The 17,664-nt window shown below is 33.2% G+C and carries 16 protein-coding genes; 10 read left to right on the top strand and 6 right to left on the bottom strand.

The genetic code is table 11. The features are described from left to right. Positions 1-80 precede the first annotated feature (80 nt). From ACLHDE_RS04785 to ACLHDE_RS04805, 5 genes are all read right to left on the bottom strand, one after another. Positions 81-686, bottom strand: coding sequence for a response regulator transcription factor (locus tag ACLHDE_RS04785; RefSeq protein ID WP_415398064.1), 606 nt, complete (start codon positions 684-686; stop codon positions 81-83). A 1-nt stretch (position 687) separates the two neighbouring features. Continuing rightward, positions 688-2,028: an HlyD family type I secretion periplasmic adaptor subunit gene (locus tag ACLHDE_RS04790; protein WP_415398065.1), complete on the bottom strand. Its 1,341-nt coding sequence runs from the start codon at positions 2,026-2,028 to the stop codon at positions 688-690. Next, on the bottom strand, positions 2,015-4,186 hold the full coding sequence (locus tag ACLHDE_RS04795) for a type I secretion system permease/ATPase (RefSeq protein ID WP_415398066.1): 2,172 nt from the start codon (positions 4,184-4,186) through the stop codon (positions 2,015-2,017). The genes ACLHDE_RS04790 and ACLHDE_RS04795 overlap by 14 nt, the downstream gene beginning before the upstream one ends. A gap of 20 nt (positions 4,187-4,206) precedes the next feature. After that, positions 4,207-6,024, bottom strand: a complete 1,818-nt coding sequence (locus ACLHDE_RS04800; RefSeq protein ID WP_415398067.1) for a TolC family outer membrane protein — start codon at positions 6,022-6,024, stop codon at positions 4,207-4,209. Positions 6,025-6,085: 61 nt separating this feature from the next. Beyond that, positions 6,086-6,850 carry an OmpA family protein gene (locus tag ACLHDE_RS04805; RefSeq protein ID WP_415398068.1) on the bottom strand — a complete coding sequence of 255 codons (765 nt, stop codon included), beginning with the start codon at positions 6,848-6,850 and terminating at the stop codon, positions 6,086-6,088. Positions 6,851-7,023: 173 nt separating this feature from the next. On the opposite strand from ACLHDE_RS04805, the gene ACLHDE_RS04810 reads away from it, so the two are divergent. Beyond that, the gene (locus tag ACLHDE_RS04810) at positions 7,024-10,056 is read left to right on the top strand and encodes a MutS-related protein (RefSeq protein ID WP_415398069.1); all 3,033 of its coding nucleotides are present in this window, start codon (positions 7,024-7,026) and stop codon (positions 10,054-10,056) included. On the opposite strand, the gene ACLHDE_RS04815 is transcribed toward ACLHDE_RS04810, so the two are convergent. Continuing rightward, entirely contained in the window at positions 9,942-10,652 is a 711-nt protein-coding gene (locus ACLHDE_RS04815; RefSeq protein ID WP_415398070.1) for a hypothetical protein, read from the bottom strand. The genes ACLHDE_RS04810 and ACLHDE_RS04815 overlap by 115 nt on opposite strands. 342 nt (positions 10,653-10,994) lie before the next feature. Between ACLHDE_RS04815 and ACLHDE_RS04820 the strand changes: the two genes are divergently transcribed. The 9 genes from ACLHDE_RS04820 to ACLHDE_RS04860 all read left to right on the top strand — a co-directional run bounded on the left by ACLHDE_RS04820 (position 10,995) and on the right by ACLHDE_RS04860 (position 17,664). Next, a complete protein-coding gene (locus ACLHDE_RS04820; RefSeq protein ID WP_415398071.1) occupies positions 10,995-11,342 on the top strand; it encodes a hypothetical protein in 348 nt (115 codons plus the stop codon). 3 nt (positions 11,343-11,345) lie between these two features. Further along, positions 11,346-12,443 (top strand): succinyl-diaminopimelate desuccinylase, encoded by a 1,098-nt coding sequence (dapE, locus tag ACLHDE_RS04825; protein ID WP_415398072.1) that lies wholly within the window; start codon positions 11,346-11,348, stop codon positions 12,441-12,443. Positions 12,444-12,450: 7 nt separating this feature from the next. Further along, positions 12,451-12,870, top strand: a complete 420-nt coding sequence (locus ACLHDE_RS04830; RefSeq protein WP_415398073.1) for a thioredoxin family protein — start codon at positions 12,451-12,453, stop codon at positions 12,868-12,870. Further along, positions 12,867-13,241 (top strand): RidA family protein, encoded by a 375-nt coding sequence (locus ACLHDE_RS04835; protein WP_415398074.1) that lies wholly within the window; start codon positions 12,867-12,869, stop codon positions 13,239-13,241. The genes ACLHDE_RS04830 and ACLHDE_RS04835 overlap by 4 nt, the downstream gene beginning before the upstream one ends. 60 nt (positions 13,242-13,301) lie before the next feature. Then, positions 13,302-14,471, top strand: a complete 1,170-nt coding sequence (locus tag ACLHDE_RS04840) for a multidrug effflux MFS transporter (protein WP_415398075.1) — start codon at positions 13,302-13,304, stop codon at positions 14,469-14,471. Between the two features lie 5 nt (positions 14,472-14,476). Beyond that, positions 14,477-15,016, top strand: a complete 540-nt coding sequence (locus ACLHDE_RS04845) for a YceI family protein (RefSeq protein ID WP_415398076.1) — start codon at positions 14,477-14,479, stop codon at positions 15,014-15,016. 79 nt (positions 15,017-15,095) lie between these two features. Beyond that, positions 15,096-15,692: a TetR/AcrR family transcriptional regulator gene (locus ACLHDE_RS04850; RefSeq protein WP_415398077.1), complete on the top strand. Its 597-nt coding sequence runs from the start codon at positions 15,096-15,098 to the stop codon at positions 15,690-15,692. Further along, the gene (locus tag ACLHDE_RS04855) at positions 15,689-16,915 is read left to right on the top strand and encodes a TolC family protein (RefSeq protein ID WP_415398078.1); all 1,227 of its coding nucleotides are present in this window, start codon (positions 15,689-15,691) and stop codon (positions 16,913-16,915) included. The genes ACLHDE_RS04850 and ACLHDE_RS04855 overlap by 4 nt, the downstream gene beginning before the upstream one ends. Then, positions 16,912-17,664, top strand: a complete 753-nt coding sequence (locus ACLHDE_RS04860; RefSeq protein ID WP_415398079.1) for an efflux RND transporter periplasmic adaptor subunit — start codon at positions 16,912-16,914, stop codon at positions 17,662-17,664. The genes ACLHDE_RS04855 and ACLHDE_RS04860 overlap by 4 nt, the downstream gene beginning before the upstream one ends.

Raw genomic sequence — 17,664 nt, forward strand, 5'->3', positions numbered from 1 at the left:
GAGTATAGTATTGTTTTTTTGAATATAAGTATATTGTACTCAGGTACAATATGTTTACAAGTGTAGATGAAAGAGTAGGGCTATTTTAGTAAAAGAACTAAAGAAACTCTATCGTTAATGTGTAGTTTGGAAAAGATTGAACTAACATGAGCCTTTACAGTTCTTGTAGTTATATCCATCCTAGAAGCAATAGCATCATTTGTAAGACCTTCAAGAATCAAGTAAACAACTTCACTCTCTTTTTGAGAGAGTCTATTTTCAAGTAGTTTTTTTGCATCATCATTCAAAGAGTTTTTTTGTGTAGTCGGTGTAAGCTTTGATGTTAAAGCTGGGTATGTCCAAATATTTCCATTTTTAACAGTTTGTAGCATCTGCATATAGTGATGAGTTAACATTCTAGAGTTCCCGTAAGCTTTTACACCATGATAAACTAGCATCTTTCCGGTTGTAATCTCTGGTGCTCTCTCAAGAACTATTAGATTTTGTGGAAGGGTGCTTGATGAAATCCAATGATTTATATCTATAGCAACACTGTCATAGTCTGCTATTATAATAGCAGAGTCAGAGCTATTTAATTGAGCATTTAGGGAGTTAAGATCATAGCAAGATGTACATACTTCAATATTATGTCGCTTCTTCCATTCATCTATAGTGTCAAAACTTGAGCTGAAAAATATAATATTCATTTTATCTCTCCGAGAAAACATATTGTTTTGATTTTAAGATAGGTTTTAAGATATACTGCATAACAGTTTTTTGACCAGTTACAATATCTACACTAACCGTCATACCCGGTATAATCTGTAGAGGGTGTTCTTTTGTTCCTAAGTAGTTTTTCTCAGTCTCTACATGGATAAGATAAAAAGTATTCTCTTTAGAATCTGTAATAGTATCAGGTGAGATATTTACAACTTTTCCAATTAGACCACCATGAATGGCAAAGTCGTATGCAGAAACTTTTACTTTTGCTTGTGCTCCAGGATGTAAAAAAGCTATATCACTAGGTTTTATTTTTACCTCTAAATATAGTTTCTCATTCGTTGGAACTATTTCAACTAAATCATCACCTGGTTTAATTACTCCACCGACTGTGTTTATAAATAGTTTTTGTACAATACCATCGACAGGTGACTTAACCATAGTTCTTTCAACTTGGTCATTAAATGCAACTTGTTGAGCTTCTAGTCTTGAGAGCTCAGCAGAGACTTCATTAAGCTCTTTTTTCGCATTGTTGATAAATAGCTGTTTAGACTCTATTCGTTTTTGTCTATACTCTGTTATGGCAGATGTTAAACGAGGAAGTGATAGCTCAGCTGCTTCTATATCATTTTCAATACCATTAGCTTCCCTTTTAAGTTTTAGAAAATCAACTTTTGATTTTACACCTTCTCTAACCATAGGTGCTGTCATAGAAATCTCTTCTGAAACATATTCAAGTGATTTTCTTAAAGATCTAACTCTTGCTTTTGCCTCTTTATATTCCTGCTTTCTTTGCTCTATTTGCTCTACAAAAGCTTTGTCTTTTGCTTCAAATTCTAATTTAGATGATTCATAAAGTTCTTTTGCCAACCTTATCTGCTGTTTTAGTTCTGGAAAAGTTGTTTCTACATCTTTAAATTCTAGTTGATTTGCTTCAGCATAAAGCCTTAGTCTTTTAGCTTGAAGCTCATGAAACTTCATCTCATTTGTTTTAGAAGAAGAGGTTGATATTGCATTATTGATTTTTAATATAATTTGATCACGTTTAACAGTTTCTCCCTCTTTTACTAAGATAGATTCAACTATACCACCTTCAAGATTTTGGATAACTTGATTTTGTCCGTAAGGGATAACATCGCCATCACCTCTTGTAATCTCATCTATCTCAGCTAAAGAAGCCCAAAGTATAAAAAGAAATATAGTTATTAACCATATTTTAAGTACTTTACTAACCTTTGATGGTGTTTGTTCTAAAATAGCCGAACTAAGGCTATTCATAAAGTCGTAATCTTTTTCAGTATATTCTACAGGCTTATTAGTCTTTTGCAACGTTTTTACCTCCACCTTGTAGTTGTTTTAGTGCTTCTTCTTTAGGAGCATCTATAAATATTTTACCATCATTCATTACTATGACTCTATCTACAATTTTTAATAAAGTCATTTTTTGAGTTACCAGTATAGAGGTTCTATCCTTAAGATGTATTGCAAGACTATCAAGAAGTTTTGATTCTGTAATTTGATCCATAGCATTACTAGGTTCATCCATTAGCATTATAGGAGTATCTAGAAGAAAAGCTCTAGCAATACCGATACTTTGTCTTTGTCCACCTGAGAGTCCTAAACCTCTCTCCCCAATTGGCATCTCATAGCCTTTTGGATGTTTTTTTATAAATTCAGAAGCACCACTGATATGTGCAGCACGTATCATCTGGACATCACTCGCATGGGTAGCTCTGTATGTAATGTTGTCTTTAACAGTTCCACGAAATAGCATAATATCTTGAGAAACATAACTCATGTGTTTTCTAAGGTCAGCTGGATCTATCTGTTTGATATCTATACCGTCTATCAGAATCTGACCAGAGTCTGGCTCATAAAGACCAAGAATAAGTTTTTGAATAGTACTTTTACCAGAACCAATCCTACCTATAATAGCAACATGTTCTCCAGGCTTAATGACAAAAGAAACATTTTTAAGTGCTGGAACATCAGTATTTGGGTAAGAAAAAGATATATCTACAAACTCTATATGTCCGCTAAACTCAGGTCTTTCAACAAACTTTTTACCTGCTGGTCTCTCGCTTGGTTGAGATATAATCTCATTTAGTGTTTCATAAGAAGTCTTTGTCTCTTCGTAGTTAGTAAGAAGTGCCGCAACTTGTCCCATAGGAGCTAGTGTTCTGCCAGTAAGTATAACGATGGCAATAAGCCCACCCATAGAGAGTTCAAACGCTTGTATAAGATAAACACCGTAAACTATAATCATTACAGTATTTAACTGGATGAAAAGTTGAGTGATTGTTGGGATAGATGATGACAAAAGACGTGATTTTAGACTTTTACCTGCTATCTCTCCAGTAGACTCTTCCCACTTCCACTGTACTTGGTTTAATGTACCCAGAGTCTTTAAAGTCTCTATATTGTTTAGAGTTTCAATAAGAATAGAACTCTTCTTTGCACTTGCTTCATGTGTGCTTTCAATACTTGCACGTAGAGGTTTTTTGATTAAGATTGCATATAGAAGAATCAAAAACATAGTAATAATTGGAATGGCAACTATAGTTCCACCAATATAACCGATTACAGCTAAGAATATAATAGCAAACGGAAGATCAATTACAGCAGCCATAGTAGCATTTGTTAAAAAGCTTCTAATAGAGTCAAAGTCTTTTAAATTACTAGAAAATGATCCTACAGATGCAGGATGATGAGACATTTTTAAATCTAGTACTTTTTCAAAAATAATAGATGACATGATAATATCACTCTTTTTAGCAGCACTCTCTAAAAGATATGTTCGAGTAAATTTTATAAATGTATCGATAATATATATTAAACTTACACCAATAGCAAATACCCATAAAGTTTCGATAGCATTATTTGGAACAACTCTATCGTAAACATTCATTGTAAATAGAGGAGATGCAAGAACAAATAAGTTAATAAGAAGTGAAGCATAAAGAACATCTTTATAAATTCCAGCAGATAATTTTATAGTACTCCAAAACCAATGTTTTTGGTTTAAATGTAGAGTTCTAGAATTTTCATCTGCATACTCAAAAGCTTTTTTAACCATAAAACCATAACCGATATATTCATCTGTAAGTACATCAATATCTACCCACTGTTCAACTGCTTCTTCTGCAGGCATTATTATTTTTGCTTGACTACCATCTTCACTATATCTATCTAAAATACAAGCACTTTGATTTGAAAGTAGAATTATCATAGGAAGTTGTAGTGGTGATATTTGTGAAAGAGGTCTTCTAACAAGGCTTGACTTTAGTCCAGCTTTCTCTGCTGCACGTGAAAATAAACCTTTTGCATTGTTAATAGAGAAAAGTTCTGGTGCCTCAGCACCAGGTTCTATAGGCAGTCCCGCAATTAGTGCTTCTGCTGAATACGGCTTGTGATACAACTTTGTAAATAGAACCAAACATTCAAGCAAGGAGTCCATTCTTAAGTTATCTGCACCTGTTGTAAGCATATATCTTGACCTTTAATTTCTTATTTCTTTAGTTTTCTTACAATAATGTCTGCACGATTGTTCAACTCTATAGAGTCATCACTCTCATTACTAAACATTGGAGCTTTGTCAGCTTTAGAGTGTAATGTTATTAAAGCAATATTCGCACCAGCTTGAGTAAGTTTTGTTTTTATAGTCTCTGCTCTTTGTTTTGAAAGTTGAAGAAGTTGTTTCTCACTCATATCTTCATCTTCAACATTACCTAAAATATCAAACTTAAGTTTATCCCAACCATATGGCTGAATCTGAGTGATTAGTTTATTCAATTTATCTTGGCCTGCACTTGTTAGACTAGCACTACCTTCTTCAAACAAGAAACCGCTATATCTCTCTATACGTTTAGTGTCTTCATATATAAATTTACAACCAAAAATATTACGCATTTCTGTTGATAGTGAATTATTACATATATCTTCTTCATCTACAATTAGGTCTCTGTCTCTATCATACATTATAGGAAGAGAATCTTTATTTATAGGTGTTTTACCAATAAGTCCAACATTTGAGTAAACTATATCAGAGTTACCAATAATAGTCGAAACAAGCATTCCCATAGCATCTAGGATTCTATATTTTGCAAAAAGTAGGTTGTATTCAGCATTAATTATTTGAGATTTTGCACCGATGAAGTCATTTTGTGCAGAAAGTAGGTCAAGTAGTGAGCGACGACCTAAATCATACTCTTTTGAATAAAGAGTAAGAGTCTTTAGAGAGAATTTTTTATAATCTTTAAGGTGAGCTAATTGGACAGCAAGCTTTTCATTAGCTGCCCATGAAAGGTTAAGACCTTCTATAACTTCTCTTCTAAGAGTATTCTTTGACTCTACTTCTTGGTGAATAGTACTTACACTTTTTTGTAATTCGGCTTTATCTGAAAAACCATTGAAAAAGTTATATTTTAAAAAGACCATTGCACGGAAACGGTCATACTCACCCTCTACAGCACTTAGGTTTTTATTCATTGATTGAGATACTTCTACATCTACCTGAGGATAAAAAGGAGATTTTTTCTCTTTGTATGTAGCCTGTGCAAGCTTAACATTGTATTTACTAACTAAAAGAGAAGGGTTGTTTTTCATAGCATACTGAGCCGCTTCTTCTATAGTTTTAGGAAATGTTACATTTAGTTCAGGTTTTCTCATAGCCTCAGTATCAATATATCTACCTAAAACTCTTTGCATGTTGTAAGTAACATCCATAAGTGTGTTCTCTTGAACAACATAGTTTGACTTAGAAAGAGAAAGAGATGACTCTATCTTATTTACTTCTGAAAGAGTTGTAAGACCTGCGTCATAAAGCTTTTGTACTTTTTTGAAGATTTCTTTGTTAATTTCAACATTTGCTTTTGCAGTATCTAAAAGCTCTCTGTTTTTCATAACTTTAAGATAATTGTTCACCATCTCAAAAGATGTATCATTTACTGTTTCTAAGTAGCTGTAAGCTGCTGCTACAGTTCTATACTCTTGTTGTTTAACTTGGTATGTAGTCTCAAAACCTTTAAAAATATTCTGTGTATATGTTAGTGAATTTTCATATACCGAGAAATCAAATGTCCCATCTGAAGTTGCTGAAGCACTGTCTCTTTTTTCTGTATTCTCAACACCCACTCCTAAAGATAGGTCAAGTTTTGGATAGTATCCAGATTTTGCAGTTGTGATATCTTCTTTTGTGGCATTGTAGTTTTTGAGTCTCTCAAGAACAACAGGGTTTGTAGATAAAACTTCATCAACAGTTAGTTTTAAATCCAGTGCACTAAGTGACACTACCATAGATATAGTTAGCAGTAAGCCTTTTTTCATGTATTCTCCATTTATAAATTAGATTTATTAAGTTTTATGTTCAAAGCTGATATTTTAGAGACTATTGAAGTAATTCTACTTCAATACGTCTGTTTTTTGCACGTCCAGTTTTATACATATTATCAGCTATTGGATCAGCTTCACCTCTACCGATAGCGGTCATTCTTGTATTTTTTATACCGTAACTACTAAGAGCATCTTTTACAGCATTTGCACGGTTTTGTGAAAGCTTTTTATTTGCTTCTTTATCACCTATACTATCTGTATAGCCATAGAGGAGTATTTGATATCCAGGATTTTCTTTTAAGAACAGTGCAAAGCTTTTAAGATCATCGATAAGTTTTTTTGAAACATTGTATTTAGCAGGCTCAAAATTTACTTTTAGTGTTGCAGTTTGTGGACAACCATAACCATCAACAATAAAGTCTTTGATTGTATTTTTACACTGATCTTTAGAATCAACTATTCCATCATTATCACTATCAAGTTCACAACCTCTATTGTCAACTTTTCTTCCCTCAGGGGTATTAGGACATTTATCGTCTGCTTCTGGAACACCATCATTATCAGAATCTTCTTTTAAGAGACAACCGTGTGCATCTACTTTTTCACCAGCTTGCGTGTTTGGACATTTGTCATCACGATCTGCTACACCATCTGAATCAGAATCTAAAGATGAAGCATCAAAAGTTTTTGCAACTGGTGCTTCTTCAACAGATATGGGTTTAAGATAAGCAAAATCATTATCTACTTTTGGCGGAGCATCGGATGCATTTGATACTAATGTAAACAGCGATAATACTAATAAAGTTAACCCATATTTCATTCTTTTTTTCCTTAAATTTTTTACTTGTATAATTATATAAAAACTATAATATCATAGAAAAGTGAGTTATTGGTGAGTTTTTGTATATAAAAATTACAAACAACATGCCATAGTCAATAGATGAAACATTTATGATATAATCTCGACCTATATAAACAGTGGAAAAATAATCAATGCTCTCATCAGACGTAAGTTCTATATTAAACAACAAAGATAAATTATTAACTCAAACATATTTCGACTTACAGAGATATTTTGAAGAGAAATATGGAACAAATACAGTAGTCTTTATGGAGATAGGAACTTTCTTTGAAGTCTATGAAGTTAACAATGATGATGAACAGGTCGGAAAGGCCAAAGAAATTGCTGAACTTTTAAATATTCAGCTTACTAAAAAAAATAAAAGCATAATAGAAAACTCAGATAAAAACCCACTTTTAGCAGGTGTACCTGCTGTCTCTTTTGAACGTTACTTAAGCCGTTTAATCCAAGAGCAAAAATATACGGTGATTGTTGTAAAACAAAAAGGCAATCCACCAAAAATAAGCAGGTATATCTCTCAAATAGTCTCTCCTGGAACAAATTTTGACCATATTGTTGATAATGACGATAACTACATAGTCTCACTTCTTGTAGATAAGCATAAAGGCATCTACAATGTCGGGTACTCTGCCATAGACGTAACAACCGGTAAAACATGGCTTTATGAGACACATGGAACAAGTGAAGATCCATCTTATGCTCTTGATGAGGTTTTTAACCTTTTAAATATCTACCGTACATCAGAAGTTGTAGTTACGTTTTTAGATGGAATCGACAATCAGAGACATGTTATGCAGTACCTTGAAATCGCCGAGCATTATCACTACTCTGTCAATAACGAGAGACCTCGCATCGACTTTCAAAATAAGCTCTTTAAAGAGGTTTATCAAATCCAGTCGCTTCTCTCTCCCATAGAGCATCTGGACCTAGAACGCTCACCTATGATTACAGAATCTTTAGCTATTTTGATTCACTTTGTAATAGAGCATGATATACATATAGTTCAAAAACTCAACCGTCCAAACCTCATAGATAACCGCCGTTTTATGTATCTTGGAAACAACGCATTAGAACAAGTGGGAATAATCTCTAAAGATAGAAATGAGTTTACACTTCTTCGTATGATGGACAAAAGTGCTACTGCAATAGGTCGAAGACTTTTAAAAGAGAGACTTCTAAACCCCATCATGGAAAAAGATGAGTTGGAGAGACGATATAACCTTATAGAAAAAGTCTCATCTCACACAAGATTTTTAGATGAGACAATGCGCGGAGTTTATGACCTAGAGAGACTTTCTCGTAGACTTGACTTGGGACGGTTGCATCCTTTTGAGATGAACCATGTTTATGAGTCTATGCTTAGTGTAAAAGACCTTATGCTCTACGTAAAAAAACATAAAATCCAAAAAACTCCTTTTCATGAGAGTGAGTTGGATGAGTTTTTAAGAGATATAAGTAAAAGCATAGACCTTGATGTGTCTCGGCGTTTTACAAATAACACGGTAGATGAAAACTTTTTAATGAGCGGAGTTGATGAGAGTGTAGATATTTTAGTAGAAGAAAATAACACCATGCTTATCGCTTTTGAAGATATTATGAGCAAAATTCAGCTGATGTTAGAAGCTTCAAACCCTAGTAGCTCAAAAGGCTTAGTCTCTTTAGGGATTTTAGAAAAAGAGGGTTACTATATCTCTCTTAGCAAAAACCGTTTTTCTATGATAGAGAATGAATTTAAAAAGAGTGAAGATTTTAAAGATTTTGCGGTTAAAAAACTTACAAACAGCGTAAAGATTACATCTGCATTTACAGATACACTCTCAGACAAGATTATGAAAAACCGCAGAAAGATTGTGGTTTTAGTTAAAGACAGGTTTATCCATCTTCAAAGTGTTTATGAGAGACGATACTCTCTACTTTTTGACAGAGTTATAGGCTATGTGGCTGATTTGGATGTTGGCGTAAGTTCATCAAAAGTGGCTGAGATGTACAAGCACTCTCGACCGATGATAGTTGAGGTAGAAGATGATGAGAACTTTATGCAAATCATGCAACTGCGTCATCCACTCATTGAGATTCAAGAAAGAGGCGGTATCTACGTACCAAACGACATAGTTATGGGAAACCGCAACTATATGGACTTGCCTCATCCTGATACGGTGATGCTTGAAGTGGGCGTTCATGATGGACATGACATAAACGGTGTACTTCTGTATGGAATCAACTCCAGTGGTAAGTCATCTCTTATGAAGAGCATAGGAATTGCCACACTTATGGCTCAGTCTGGCTTTTTCGTAAGTGCTGCTGTTATGAAGTTTTCTATTTTTGATTCTATTTTTACAAGAATAGTCTCAAAAGACAACCTTGCAAAAGGGCTTTCAACATTTGCAGTAGAGATGCTCGAACTCAAAAATATCTTTAATCGTGCAACTGTCCGCTCTCTTGTTTTAGGTGATGAGATAAGTCATGGAACTGAGACGCTCTCAGGTGTTGCCATAGTTTCATCTGCAATCATTAAACTGGCAAAACTTCGCTCACTGTTTCTCTTTGCAACTCACTTGCATCAGCTCTCAACTATGAAGGAGATTACATCTCTTGACAACGTGGTAGACTTGCATCTGAGTGTGGAGTACGATGAGGATAAAGATGCACTTCTTTTTAACAGAGTCCTTCAATCTGGAAGCGGTAGTAGCATCTATGGTCTTGAGTTTGCAAAATCTCTTCACATGGATGCAGAGTTTCTTGACATTGCAAACAAGATAAGAAAAAGACTTGCAAATGACTTCGATGAACTAGAACTGCTTGTGAAGAAAAAGAAAAGCAAGTACAACAAAGAGCTATATGTAACGAAGTGTGTAATCTGTGGAGCAATGGCAGAAGATGTTCACCACATCTCGCAACGCTCACTAGCAGACAAAGCCGGTTTCATAGGTCACTTTCACAAAGATAATAAGCACAACCTAGTACCTCTATGTAAAGAACACCACAACGCTATACACAACGGAAAACTTCGCGTTGATGGTTTCATCATGACTTCAAACGGACTAGAACTTCAGTTTGAAGAGCAGATGAGTAAACCAAAAGTTGCCCAGGTTAAAGAACCTGAAGTAAATAAGTCAAAAGCCAAAGATGACTCTGATGAGTTTGTTTTGGATGATTGGGACTGATTATTTATATACTCGAAGTAAGCGATAACTTCTTTGTTTTTATAATATCCAACTGATATACCGTTCCCTGATATAAAGTCTGATATTCCCAAAAACATAGGAAATTCTTCTACACACATGCTAGTTTCTGATATGTAATCTGATATATCAAGTAAATAGTCGGCATTTATTTCTTCAATATTTGTATTAAGCCCTTTTTTCATTTTTGATGTAGTCTTAACACAATATTTTTTAAGAACATATTGTGAATGAATTATTTTATTCCTATACACTTCTGAATTATTACATAGAGACATTAATTCTTTAAACATTTTTTCTATATCTATTTCAGGATTATTAAAATTATCTTTCATATATTTATATTTAAAAAGAGAAGATAATAAACTTATTAGATTTTTGAATGACATCTCTTCTGTGATTATTTTAGCTATATCACTTTCTATACCAAGAAATATAGATATAACATTTTTTATACTTATTTCTAAACCTGAAAATGATTGAACTATTCGACCAATAGCTGCATCAAATTCTTCTGCTTCTCCAATGCGTTCTTGAAAACTATCATTAGATTTTAATTTTATATTATAGAAACTCATAGTTATTGTCCTTTTAAATTATTTTTTGTAACAAGCAAAAAAAGTGAGGAATATGTGGTTCTTGATTGTCATCATAAGCTAAGAAGCTCTCTTCACTTAGTCTGCATCTCACAAAACCATATATCTCTTCTTTATCTAGTGGAAGATGGATATCACCTTCTTGTTTACATTTGTTCTGTACTACTGGTAATACTTAAGCATAGCTTTCTAGATTATAGGATCAAATTTATTTATGCTCAGTTTTTTTATAAACATAGTTATAACACATCGCATCTAAATTTATTCAAAAGCCTTTTATAACCAAAAAACTGTATAATTACTTTTTTTAGATGAGGAATAAATATGAAAAAATTAACAATATTAGCAACGGTAGCCCTGACTTTGATGTTTAGCGGATGTACGCAAGAGACACAAAACAAGATAGGTAGAAGTATCCAGAACTGGACGGGTACTGATGGTGTGCTTGATATTTATATGGGTGAGAAACTTGTCAAAAGATTTATAAAGATAGACAAGCTCTCAACTGCTGAAGCTACTCAAGGAAATAATCCTAGAACTTACAGATATGGTTATGGAGTCTTAGATGCAAACCAAAATCTTAAAGTAGATTCGGGTGAGAAAAAGCTTTATTTTGAGATAAGTGATTATTCTACTACTTATATCTTTTATGACAATCCTGGCTCCGAGTAGTCTATGGATATAATAGAACTTTTTAAGTACCTCATAGCTCAAAAGAGTGAGACACCTGATGATGGTGGTTTACTGGACTTTATAGAGAGCTATTTGCCAGATTTTACAGCTGTACGTGTGGATGTTGAAGATGTAAAAAATCTTTTTATCTACAAGAAGTTTGGGGAGGGTGAGCATCTTTGTTTTGCAGGACATGTTGATGTCGTACCTGCTGGTGAGAGTTGGGACACTGACCCTTATGAAGCGGTAGAGAAAGATGGTTTCATTTACGGTCGCGGAACTCAAGACATGAAAAGCGGTGTAGCGGCATTTACTCAGGCTGTTAAAGAAGCTGAAAACTTTGAAGGAACACTCTCTCTCTTACTCACTTCAGATGAAGAGGGCGATGCTATTAACGGAACTGTCAAAGTTTTAGAGTACTTAAAAGAGAACTCTATGCTCCCAGATGCTGTGGTGGTTGCAGAGCCGACTTGTGAGCAAAACTTCGGAGATGCTATCAAAGTAGGGCGCAGAGGTTCTATTAACGGTTACATCACACTAAAGGGAAAACAGGGTCACGCTGCTTACCCCGAGAAAGCTATAAATCCTATTCACAACATTGCATCTAGACTTTTAAATATGGCTGGTGTAGATATTGACAATGGAGATGAGTTTTTTAGTCCTAGTAAGTTTGTTGTAACAGACATACGCTCTGGAATGCAAGTGACAAATGTAACTCCAAACCATCTTGATATGATGTTCAATGTCAGAAATACAACACTTACAACTCAAAAAGAAGTTCGTGAGTTTGTGTCGAAAAACTTAGATGGCTTAGACTATGAGCTGAAGCTTACTCAAGGCTCGTACCCTTTTAAAACAGATACAGATACTAAACTTGTTAAAAAAATAGACGCAGCCATAGAGAGCGTTACTGGTATCAAACCTAAACACTCAACTGCCGGCGGAACTTCAGATGCCAGGTTTATGGCCCCCATGGGTGTAGATGTTATAGAGTTCGGGGTTATAAATGATACAATTCATGCTGTAAATGAAAGAACTACCGCTAAGGAAGTTCAAGAGCTTTATGAAGTTTTTAAAAAATTAATAACAATATGGAAATAGGATAAATATGAAATACATAATTTTAACTCTACTTTTAATCTCTTCACTTTGGAGTGCAGAGCTTGGCTGGTCAGATGACTATGAACAATCACTTGAAGTTGCAAAAAAAGAGAATAAGAATCTTTATGTGTTAATAACTTCATCAGGCTGTCCTTGGTGTAAAAAATTTGAAAACACAACCTTGCAAGATGAAGAAATTTTAAAGATGCTAAGTGAAAAATATGTCTTGGTACTTGTGAATAGAGATATAGATGATATACCATCTTGGATGAATGCAAGGAGTACACCAAGACACTACTTTGTAACTGCAAAAGGTGAAGAGATTTTTACTTTTCCTGGCTACTGGGACTCTTTAGACTTTAAATCATTTTTAGGTGATGTAGAGAAAGAATATAAAAAGAAAATTAAAAGCGGAGAAATCAAGTGAAACTAGTTCAAACAAAAAAAGCACCATCAGCAATAGGACCATACTCTCAAGCAGTAGTAGCAAATGGGATGGTATACACTTCAGGACAAATTGCACTCACACCAGAAGGTGTTATGCTAGAAGATGATGTAGTTATTCAGACAAAACAAGTTTTAGCAAATCTAAAAGCTGTTTTAGAAGAAGCTGGTAGTTCTATGAGTGAAGTTGTAAAAACTACTATTTTTATAGCATCTATGGATGATTTTGGAGTTATTAATGAGATATATGAAGAAGCTTTTGGCTCTCACAAACCGGCCCGTGCAACAGTAGCCGTAAAAACTCTGCCTAAGAATGCTTTAGTAGAAATAGATGCGGTGGCTCTAGTACAATAGATAAGATTACTTATTAAACTTTCGATTTATATAAATTAATTAAAAAGAGAAAATTTAACAATGAATGTAACTAAGTATGACCTTCCTAAAGGTTTTATATTAATATTAGCAATGCTAACAGCGATAACCCCTCTTGCTATTGATGTATATCTACCATCATTTACGCAAATCGCAAATCAGTTTTACACTTCTATAGACCAGATAGAGATAACTCTAAGCATCTATCTTTTAGGTTTTGCCCTAGGTCAACTTTTAGGTGGACCTCTCTCTGACAGGTATGGAAGAAAAATATTTATTTTTAGCGGTTTAAGTGTCTATATATTTTTTTCTTTTTCTATTAGTTTAGCCTCCTCAGTTGAACAGTTATGGATATTTAGGTTTTTTCAAGCAGTCGGAGGTGGATTGGCAGTTGTAAATACAAGTGCCATTGTAAGAGATGTATATCATGGAAAAGAGGGTGCTAAGATATTTTCAATCATCTCTATGATTATTATGATTGCTCCTATGTTAGCACCTGTAATAGGTGTTGCAATACTTCACTTTTTCAATTGGCACTATATTTTTATTTTTTTATCTGTTTACGCTCTATTATTGCTATACTTTATAACAAAATTACCTGAGACTTCACCAAAAATAAAAGGGCAGGGAATTTTTTCAAATTATTTAGTTATTATTAAAAATCCTAATGCTATGCTACTCATATTTGCAAGTGGATTTGGATTTTCAGGCTTATTTATATTTATTACAAAAGCTTCATTTATTTATATGGAATATTTCAATTTAGACACTATATATTTTAGTCTCTTTTTTGGTTTAAATGTACTAAGTTTAATTATATTTAGTAGAATAAATATAAAATTACTAGAAAAATATTCATCAATGCGGCTTTTTATAGTAGGAATAACTTTACAATTAATGACTGCTATTTTACTTTTTACATTTTCATCAGTTATAGTTTTACCTTTTGTAGTCATTGGTTTTATGGTTTTTATAGGAGCATTGGGTTTTGTGTTTGGTAACTCTATATCTTTACTGCTTGAACATTTTAAAGATATAAGCGCTACAGCAACAGCATTAAATGGTGTGGTTGGATTTATGATATCAGCTTTTATCGGTCTGTTAGCTAGTTATTTACATGATGGAACATTACTGCCTATATTTAGTTTAATGATTTGTACTTCATTTTTGTCATTAAACTTTTTAGGTTTACTATTAAAAAGAAAAGGTTGAATAATATGAAAAAGATTATATTAATATTATTAGTAGCTATAAATATATATGCCGCTACATATACGGTCGAAGCGAGTAGTTCAAATATAAAATTTGAGGCTAGTAAGCTTATGTTTGTTGGGGTTGATGGGAAGTTTGAAAAATTCTCAGGTAAAGTTATTTTGGATGATGAGTTAAATCTAGTTTCCTTTAATGGAAAGATAAAAATAGATTCTATAAATACTAATAATAATACAAGAGACACAAATCTAAAAAAAGATGATTACTTTTATGTAGATAATTTTCCATACATAGAAGTTAAAAGTCTAAAAGTAAAAGCTAGTGTGGTTGAAGTCTCAACAACAATAAAAGGTATTACAAAAGTGTTGAATTTTACTGTTGATAAAGTGAAAGTGGATGGTTCAAGATTAGTATTGGAACTTTCATCCGTAGTTAATAGACAATCTTTTATGTTAAATGGCTCTATGAGCTCAGTAATTGCAGATGATGTAAATGTAAAAGTTGAACTGGTTGCATATAAATCTGAAAATCTATTAGTCGATTAAACTTACATTATTTTAAGGTATAAAAATATACAATTCTTTTAAATGACTGACGGTCGGTCATTATTAGAAAAGGACAACAATGGCAATTATTGTAGATAAAGTTCAAAAAAGAAGAGATATTGCATTAGCATGCAAAGAGCTTTTTTTTCTTAATGGCATCAATGGCTTAACTGTTTCTCAGGTTGCAAAGACTGCTGGGGTGGGTAAAGGTACTATTTATGATTACTTTAAAAACAAAGAAGACATAGTTTTTGAGATAGTAAATATTTTGATGGCTGAAAATAATGAAAGAAAGCATATAAAACTAAATAAGCTAACTACTACAAGAGAAAAAGTAAAAGAGTTTTCAAGTTTTTTTTATAATGAAGAAGAAAAAGAACTTAGAGAGTTATATAAAGAATTTATCTCCATATCTTTAGTAAATCCAGATAAAGAGATGATGGAACTTCAGACTACTTGTTCAAACGATTATTTTCAATGGTTTACAGAGATTCTTAATGAAGGTGTAAAAAATGGTGAGATTAAAGAAGACTCACAAAAGCTTGCTCGAGGACTATTTGTAATGGCTGAGGGTATGTTTATTACAAGTGTAGTTACACATACTGTTGATGATGTGAAAAAAGAGATTCATAAGTTCACAGATTCAATATTTGATTTAATAGAGGTGAAAAAATGATAAGACTACTTTTTTTAATGGTTCCGGTTCTCATATATGCAGATAATCTTAAGTCACTGCTTGATTACGCTACGCAAAACAGTGATTTAGTAGTTTCTAAAGCTCTATCTCAAAAAGCAAAAGCTTCAGAAGTGGAGTCTAGTAAAAGTGCTTACTATCCTACTATAGACGTAGGTGCTTTTTATCAGTCAGTTGAAGAGAGAACACCAATGGAAGCCGGTGATGTATACAGCGGATTTGCAAAGGTCTCTTTTGATATTTATGACGGTGGTAAAAAATCTGCACAGCTCTCTCAGAGGAAGAATGAGTACAAGGCTAGTAACTTTGACTCAGAGTCTATTAAAAAGAGTCTAAGTCTTCAAATAGTTCAAGATTTTTTTAATATTAAAAGCCTAAAAGCATCTTTAGCATCTAGAGAAGAAGCGAGAAGATCACTACTCCAACAGCTTACTCGTATGAAAAGATTTTATACAGCTAAAATTGCAACAAGTGATGATGTAGATAGACTCCAATCAGCTTACGATACAAACATTTATGAGATGGAATCTATTAAATTTCAAATCATATCTGAAAAAAAATCACTCGAACTAAAAGTGGGGAAAAACATAGAAACTCTTGATGATTCAAAATTTAAAGAGTTTGCTAAACAGACAAAAGAACTAATAGACAGTGTTAAATCTTTGATGGCTCTTAAAGAAGCAATGGTAGACAGTGCAGAGTCTGTAGAGAGTGTTTACTACCCACAACTCAAAATTGAAGATACCTTTAGTGTTTATGATTATGGACGCTCAGATGCAAACCATTTAGAAAGTGTAGATAATCAAAACAAACTACTACTATCTTTGAATATGAGAATATTTGATAAAGGAACTGTGGCAAAGAGTAAACAGGCTATTTTAATTAACTCACAAGCTTTAAGCACACAAGTTTCATACTCTAAAAAAGAGCAGAAGATGCGTTATGACTTAGCACTCTCTGCCATCGATACGAGTAATATAAAAATCAAAAGTGCTAAGAGTGCTTTAATAGCTGCAACAAGTGCATTTAAGACAATCAGTAAAAAATATGATGCTGGAATAGTTGACAATGTTGTTTATCTAGATGCATTGACTAGTCAAACAGAGGCTAAAGCAATTTATGAGACGTCTATCAATGACTTGCAAATCGCATATGCAGTTTATTACTACTATGCAGGAAAAAATATAGAGGAATTTTTACAATGAAGAAAATAATTTTAGTAACATTAGCTTTCATAGCTAGTTTGAATGCACAAGAGATATACACAACATTCAATATAGAGGCCGATAAGAGTGCTAACTTAGCCTTTTACTCTAGTGGAATCATTGACAAAATATATGTAGATGTATCTAGTAGTGTAAAAAAAGGTGACAAGTTAGTAGAGCTTCAAAATGATGACTTAAAAGCATCTCTTAAAATGGCTAAGGCAACTTTAGACAATGCAGAGGTGATTTTAAAATTTGCAAAAAAAGATTATGATAGACAAGTGCTTATAAAAGATTTGATTGATGAAGCCAAGTTTGATCAGTATGATTTAGCTTATAAAAAAGCAAAAGTAGCAACTGCACAAGCTAAAGCAAACTTAGCGTATCAGCAAGCACTTTTAGACAGAACTGTTATTTCAGCTCCTTTTGATGGTATTATTTTTGAAAAAAGTGTAGAAGTCGGAGATGTTGTTAGTGGAATGATGCTTAGAACTATTCTCAAAATACAAAGCAAAACAAAGAGAAAGTTAATTTTTGAGTTTGATCAAAAATACTGGAAGAGTGTAAAAGTTGGAGATAGTGTTAGGTACACAGTAAATGGCGATAATGATAACTACACAGGTAAAATTTCTAAACTTTACCCACATGCAAATAGCGACAACAGAAAGATAAAAGCAGAAGTTAATGCTGATGGTTTTGTAGTTGGTCTTTTTGGTGAAGGGTATATTTTAGTACCTGATAGTAAGTAG

The organism is Sulfurimonas iocasae, assembly GCF_047716755.1.
GTDB lineage: Bacteria > Campylobacterota > Campylobacteria > Campylobacterales > Sulfurimonadaceae > Sulfurimonas.

What these genes read in the sequence shown, in the direction of transcription:
- ACLHDE_RS04785 (WP_415398064.1), bottom strand. Translation starts at nt 686, where the DNA reads ATGAATATTATATTTTTCAGCTCAAGTTTTGACACTATAGATGAATGG.
- ACLHDE_RS04860 (WP_415398079.1), top strand. Translation starts at nt 16,912, where the DNA reads ATGAAGAAAATAATTTTAGTAACATTAGCTTTCATAGCTAGTTTGAAT.
- ACLHDE_RS04845 (WP_415398076.1), top strand. Translation starts at nt 14,477, where the DNA reads ATGAAAAAGATTATATTAATATTATTAGTAGCTATAAATATATATGCC.
- ACLHDE_RS04840 (WP_415398075.1), top strand. Translation starts at nt 13,302, where the DNA reads ATGAATGTAACTAAGTATGACCTTCCTAAAGGTTTTATATTAATATTA.
- ACLHDE_RS04815 (WP_415398070.1), bottom strand. Translation starts at nt 10,652, where the DNA reads ATGAGTTTCTATAATATAAAATTAAAATCTAATGATAGTTTTCAAGAA.
- ACLHDE_RS04855 (WP_415398078.1), top strand. Translation starts at nt 15,689, where the DNA reads ATGATAAGACTACTTTTTTTAATGGTTCCGGTTCTCATATATGCAGAT.
- ACLHDE_RS04810 (WP_415398069.1), top strand. Translation starts at nt 7,024, where the DNA reads ATGCTCTCATCAGACGTAAGTTCTATATTAAACAACAAAGATAAATTA.
- ACLHDE_RS04850 (WP_415398077.1), top strand. Translation starts at nt 15,096, where the DNA reads ATGGCAATTATTGTAGATAAAGTTCAAAAAAGAAGAGATATTGCATTA.
- ACLHDE_RS04805 (WP_415398068.1), bottom strand. Translation starts at nt 6,850, where the DNA reads ATGAAATATGGGTTAACTTTATTAGTATTATCGCTGTTTACATTAGTA.
- ACLHDE_RS04830 (WP_415398073.1), top strand. Translation starts at nt 12,451, where the DNA reads ATGAAATACATAATTTTAACTCTACTTTTAATCTCTTCACTTTGGAGT.
- ACLHDE_RS04800 (WP_415398067.1), bottom strand. Translation starts at nt 6,024, where the DNA reads ATGAAAAAAGGCTTACTGCTAACTATATCTATGGTAGTGTCACTTAGT.
- ACLHDE_RS04795 (WP_415398066.1), bottom strand. Translation starts at nt 4,186, where the DNA reads ATGCTTACAACAGGTGCAGATAACTTAAGAATGGACTCCTTGCTTGAA.
- dapE (WP_415398072.1), top strand. Translation starts at nt 11,346, where the DNA reads ATGGATATAATAGAACTTTTTAAGTACCTCATAGCTCAAAAGAGTGAG.
- ACLHDE_RS04820 (WP_415398071.1), top strand. Translation starts at nt 10,995, where the DNA reads ATGAAAAAATTAACAATATTAGCAACGGTAGCCCTGACTTTGATGTTT.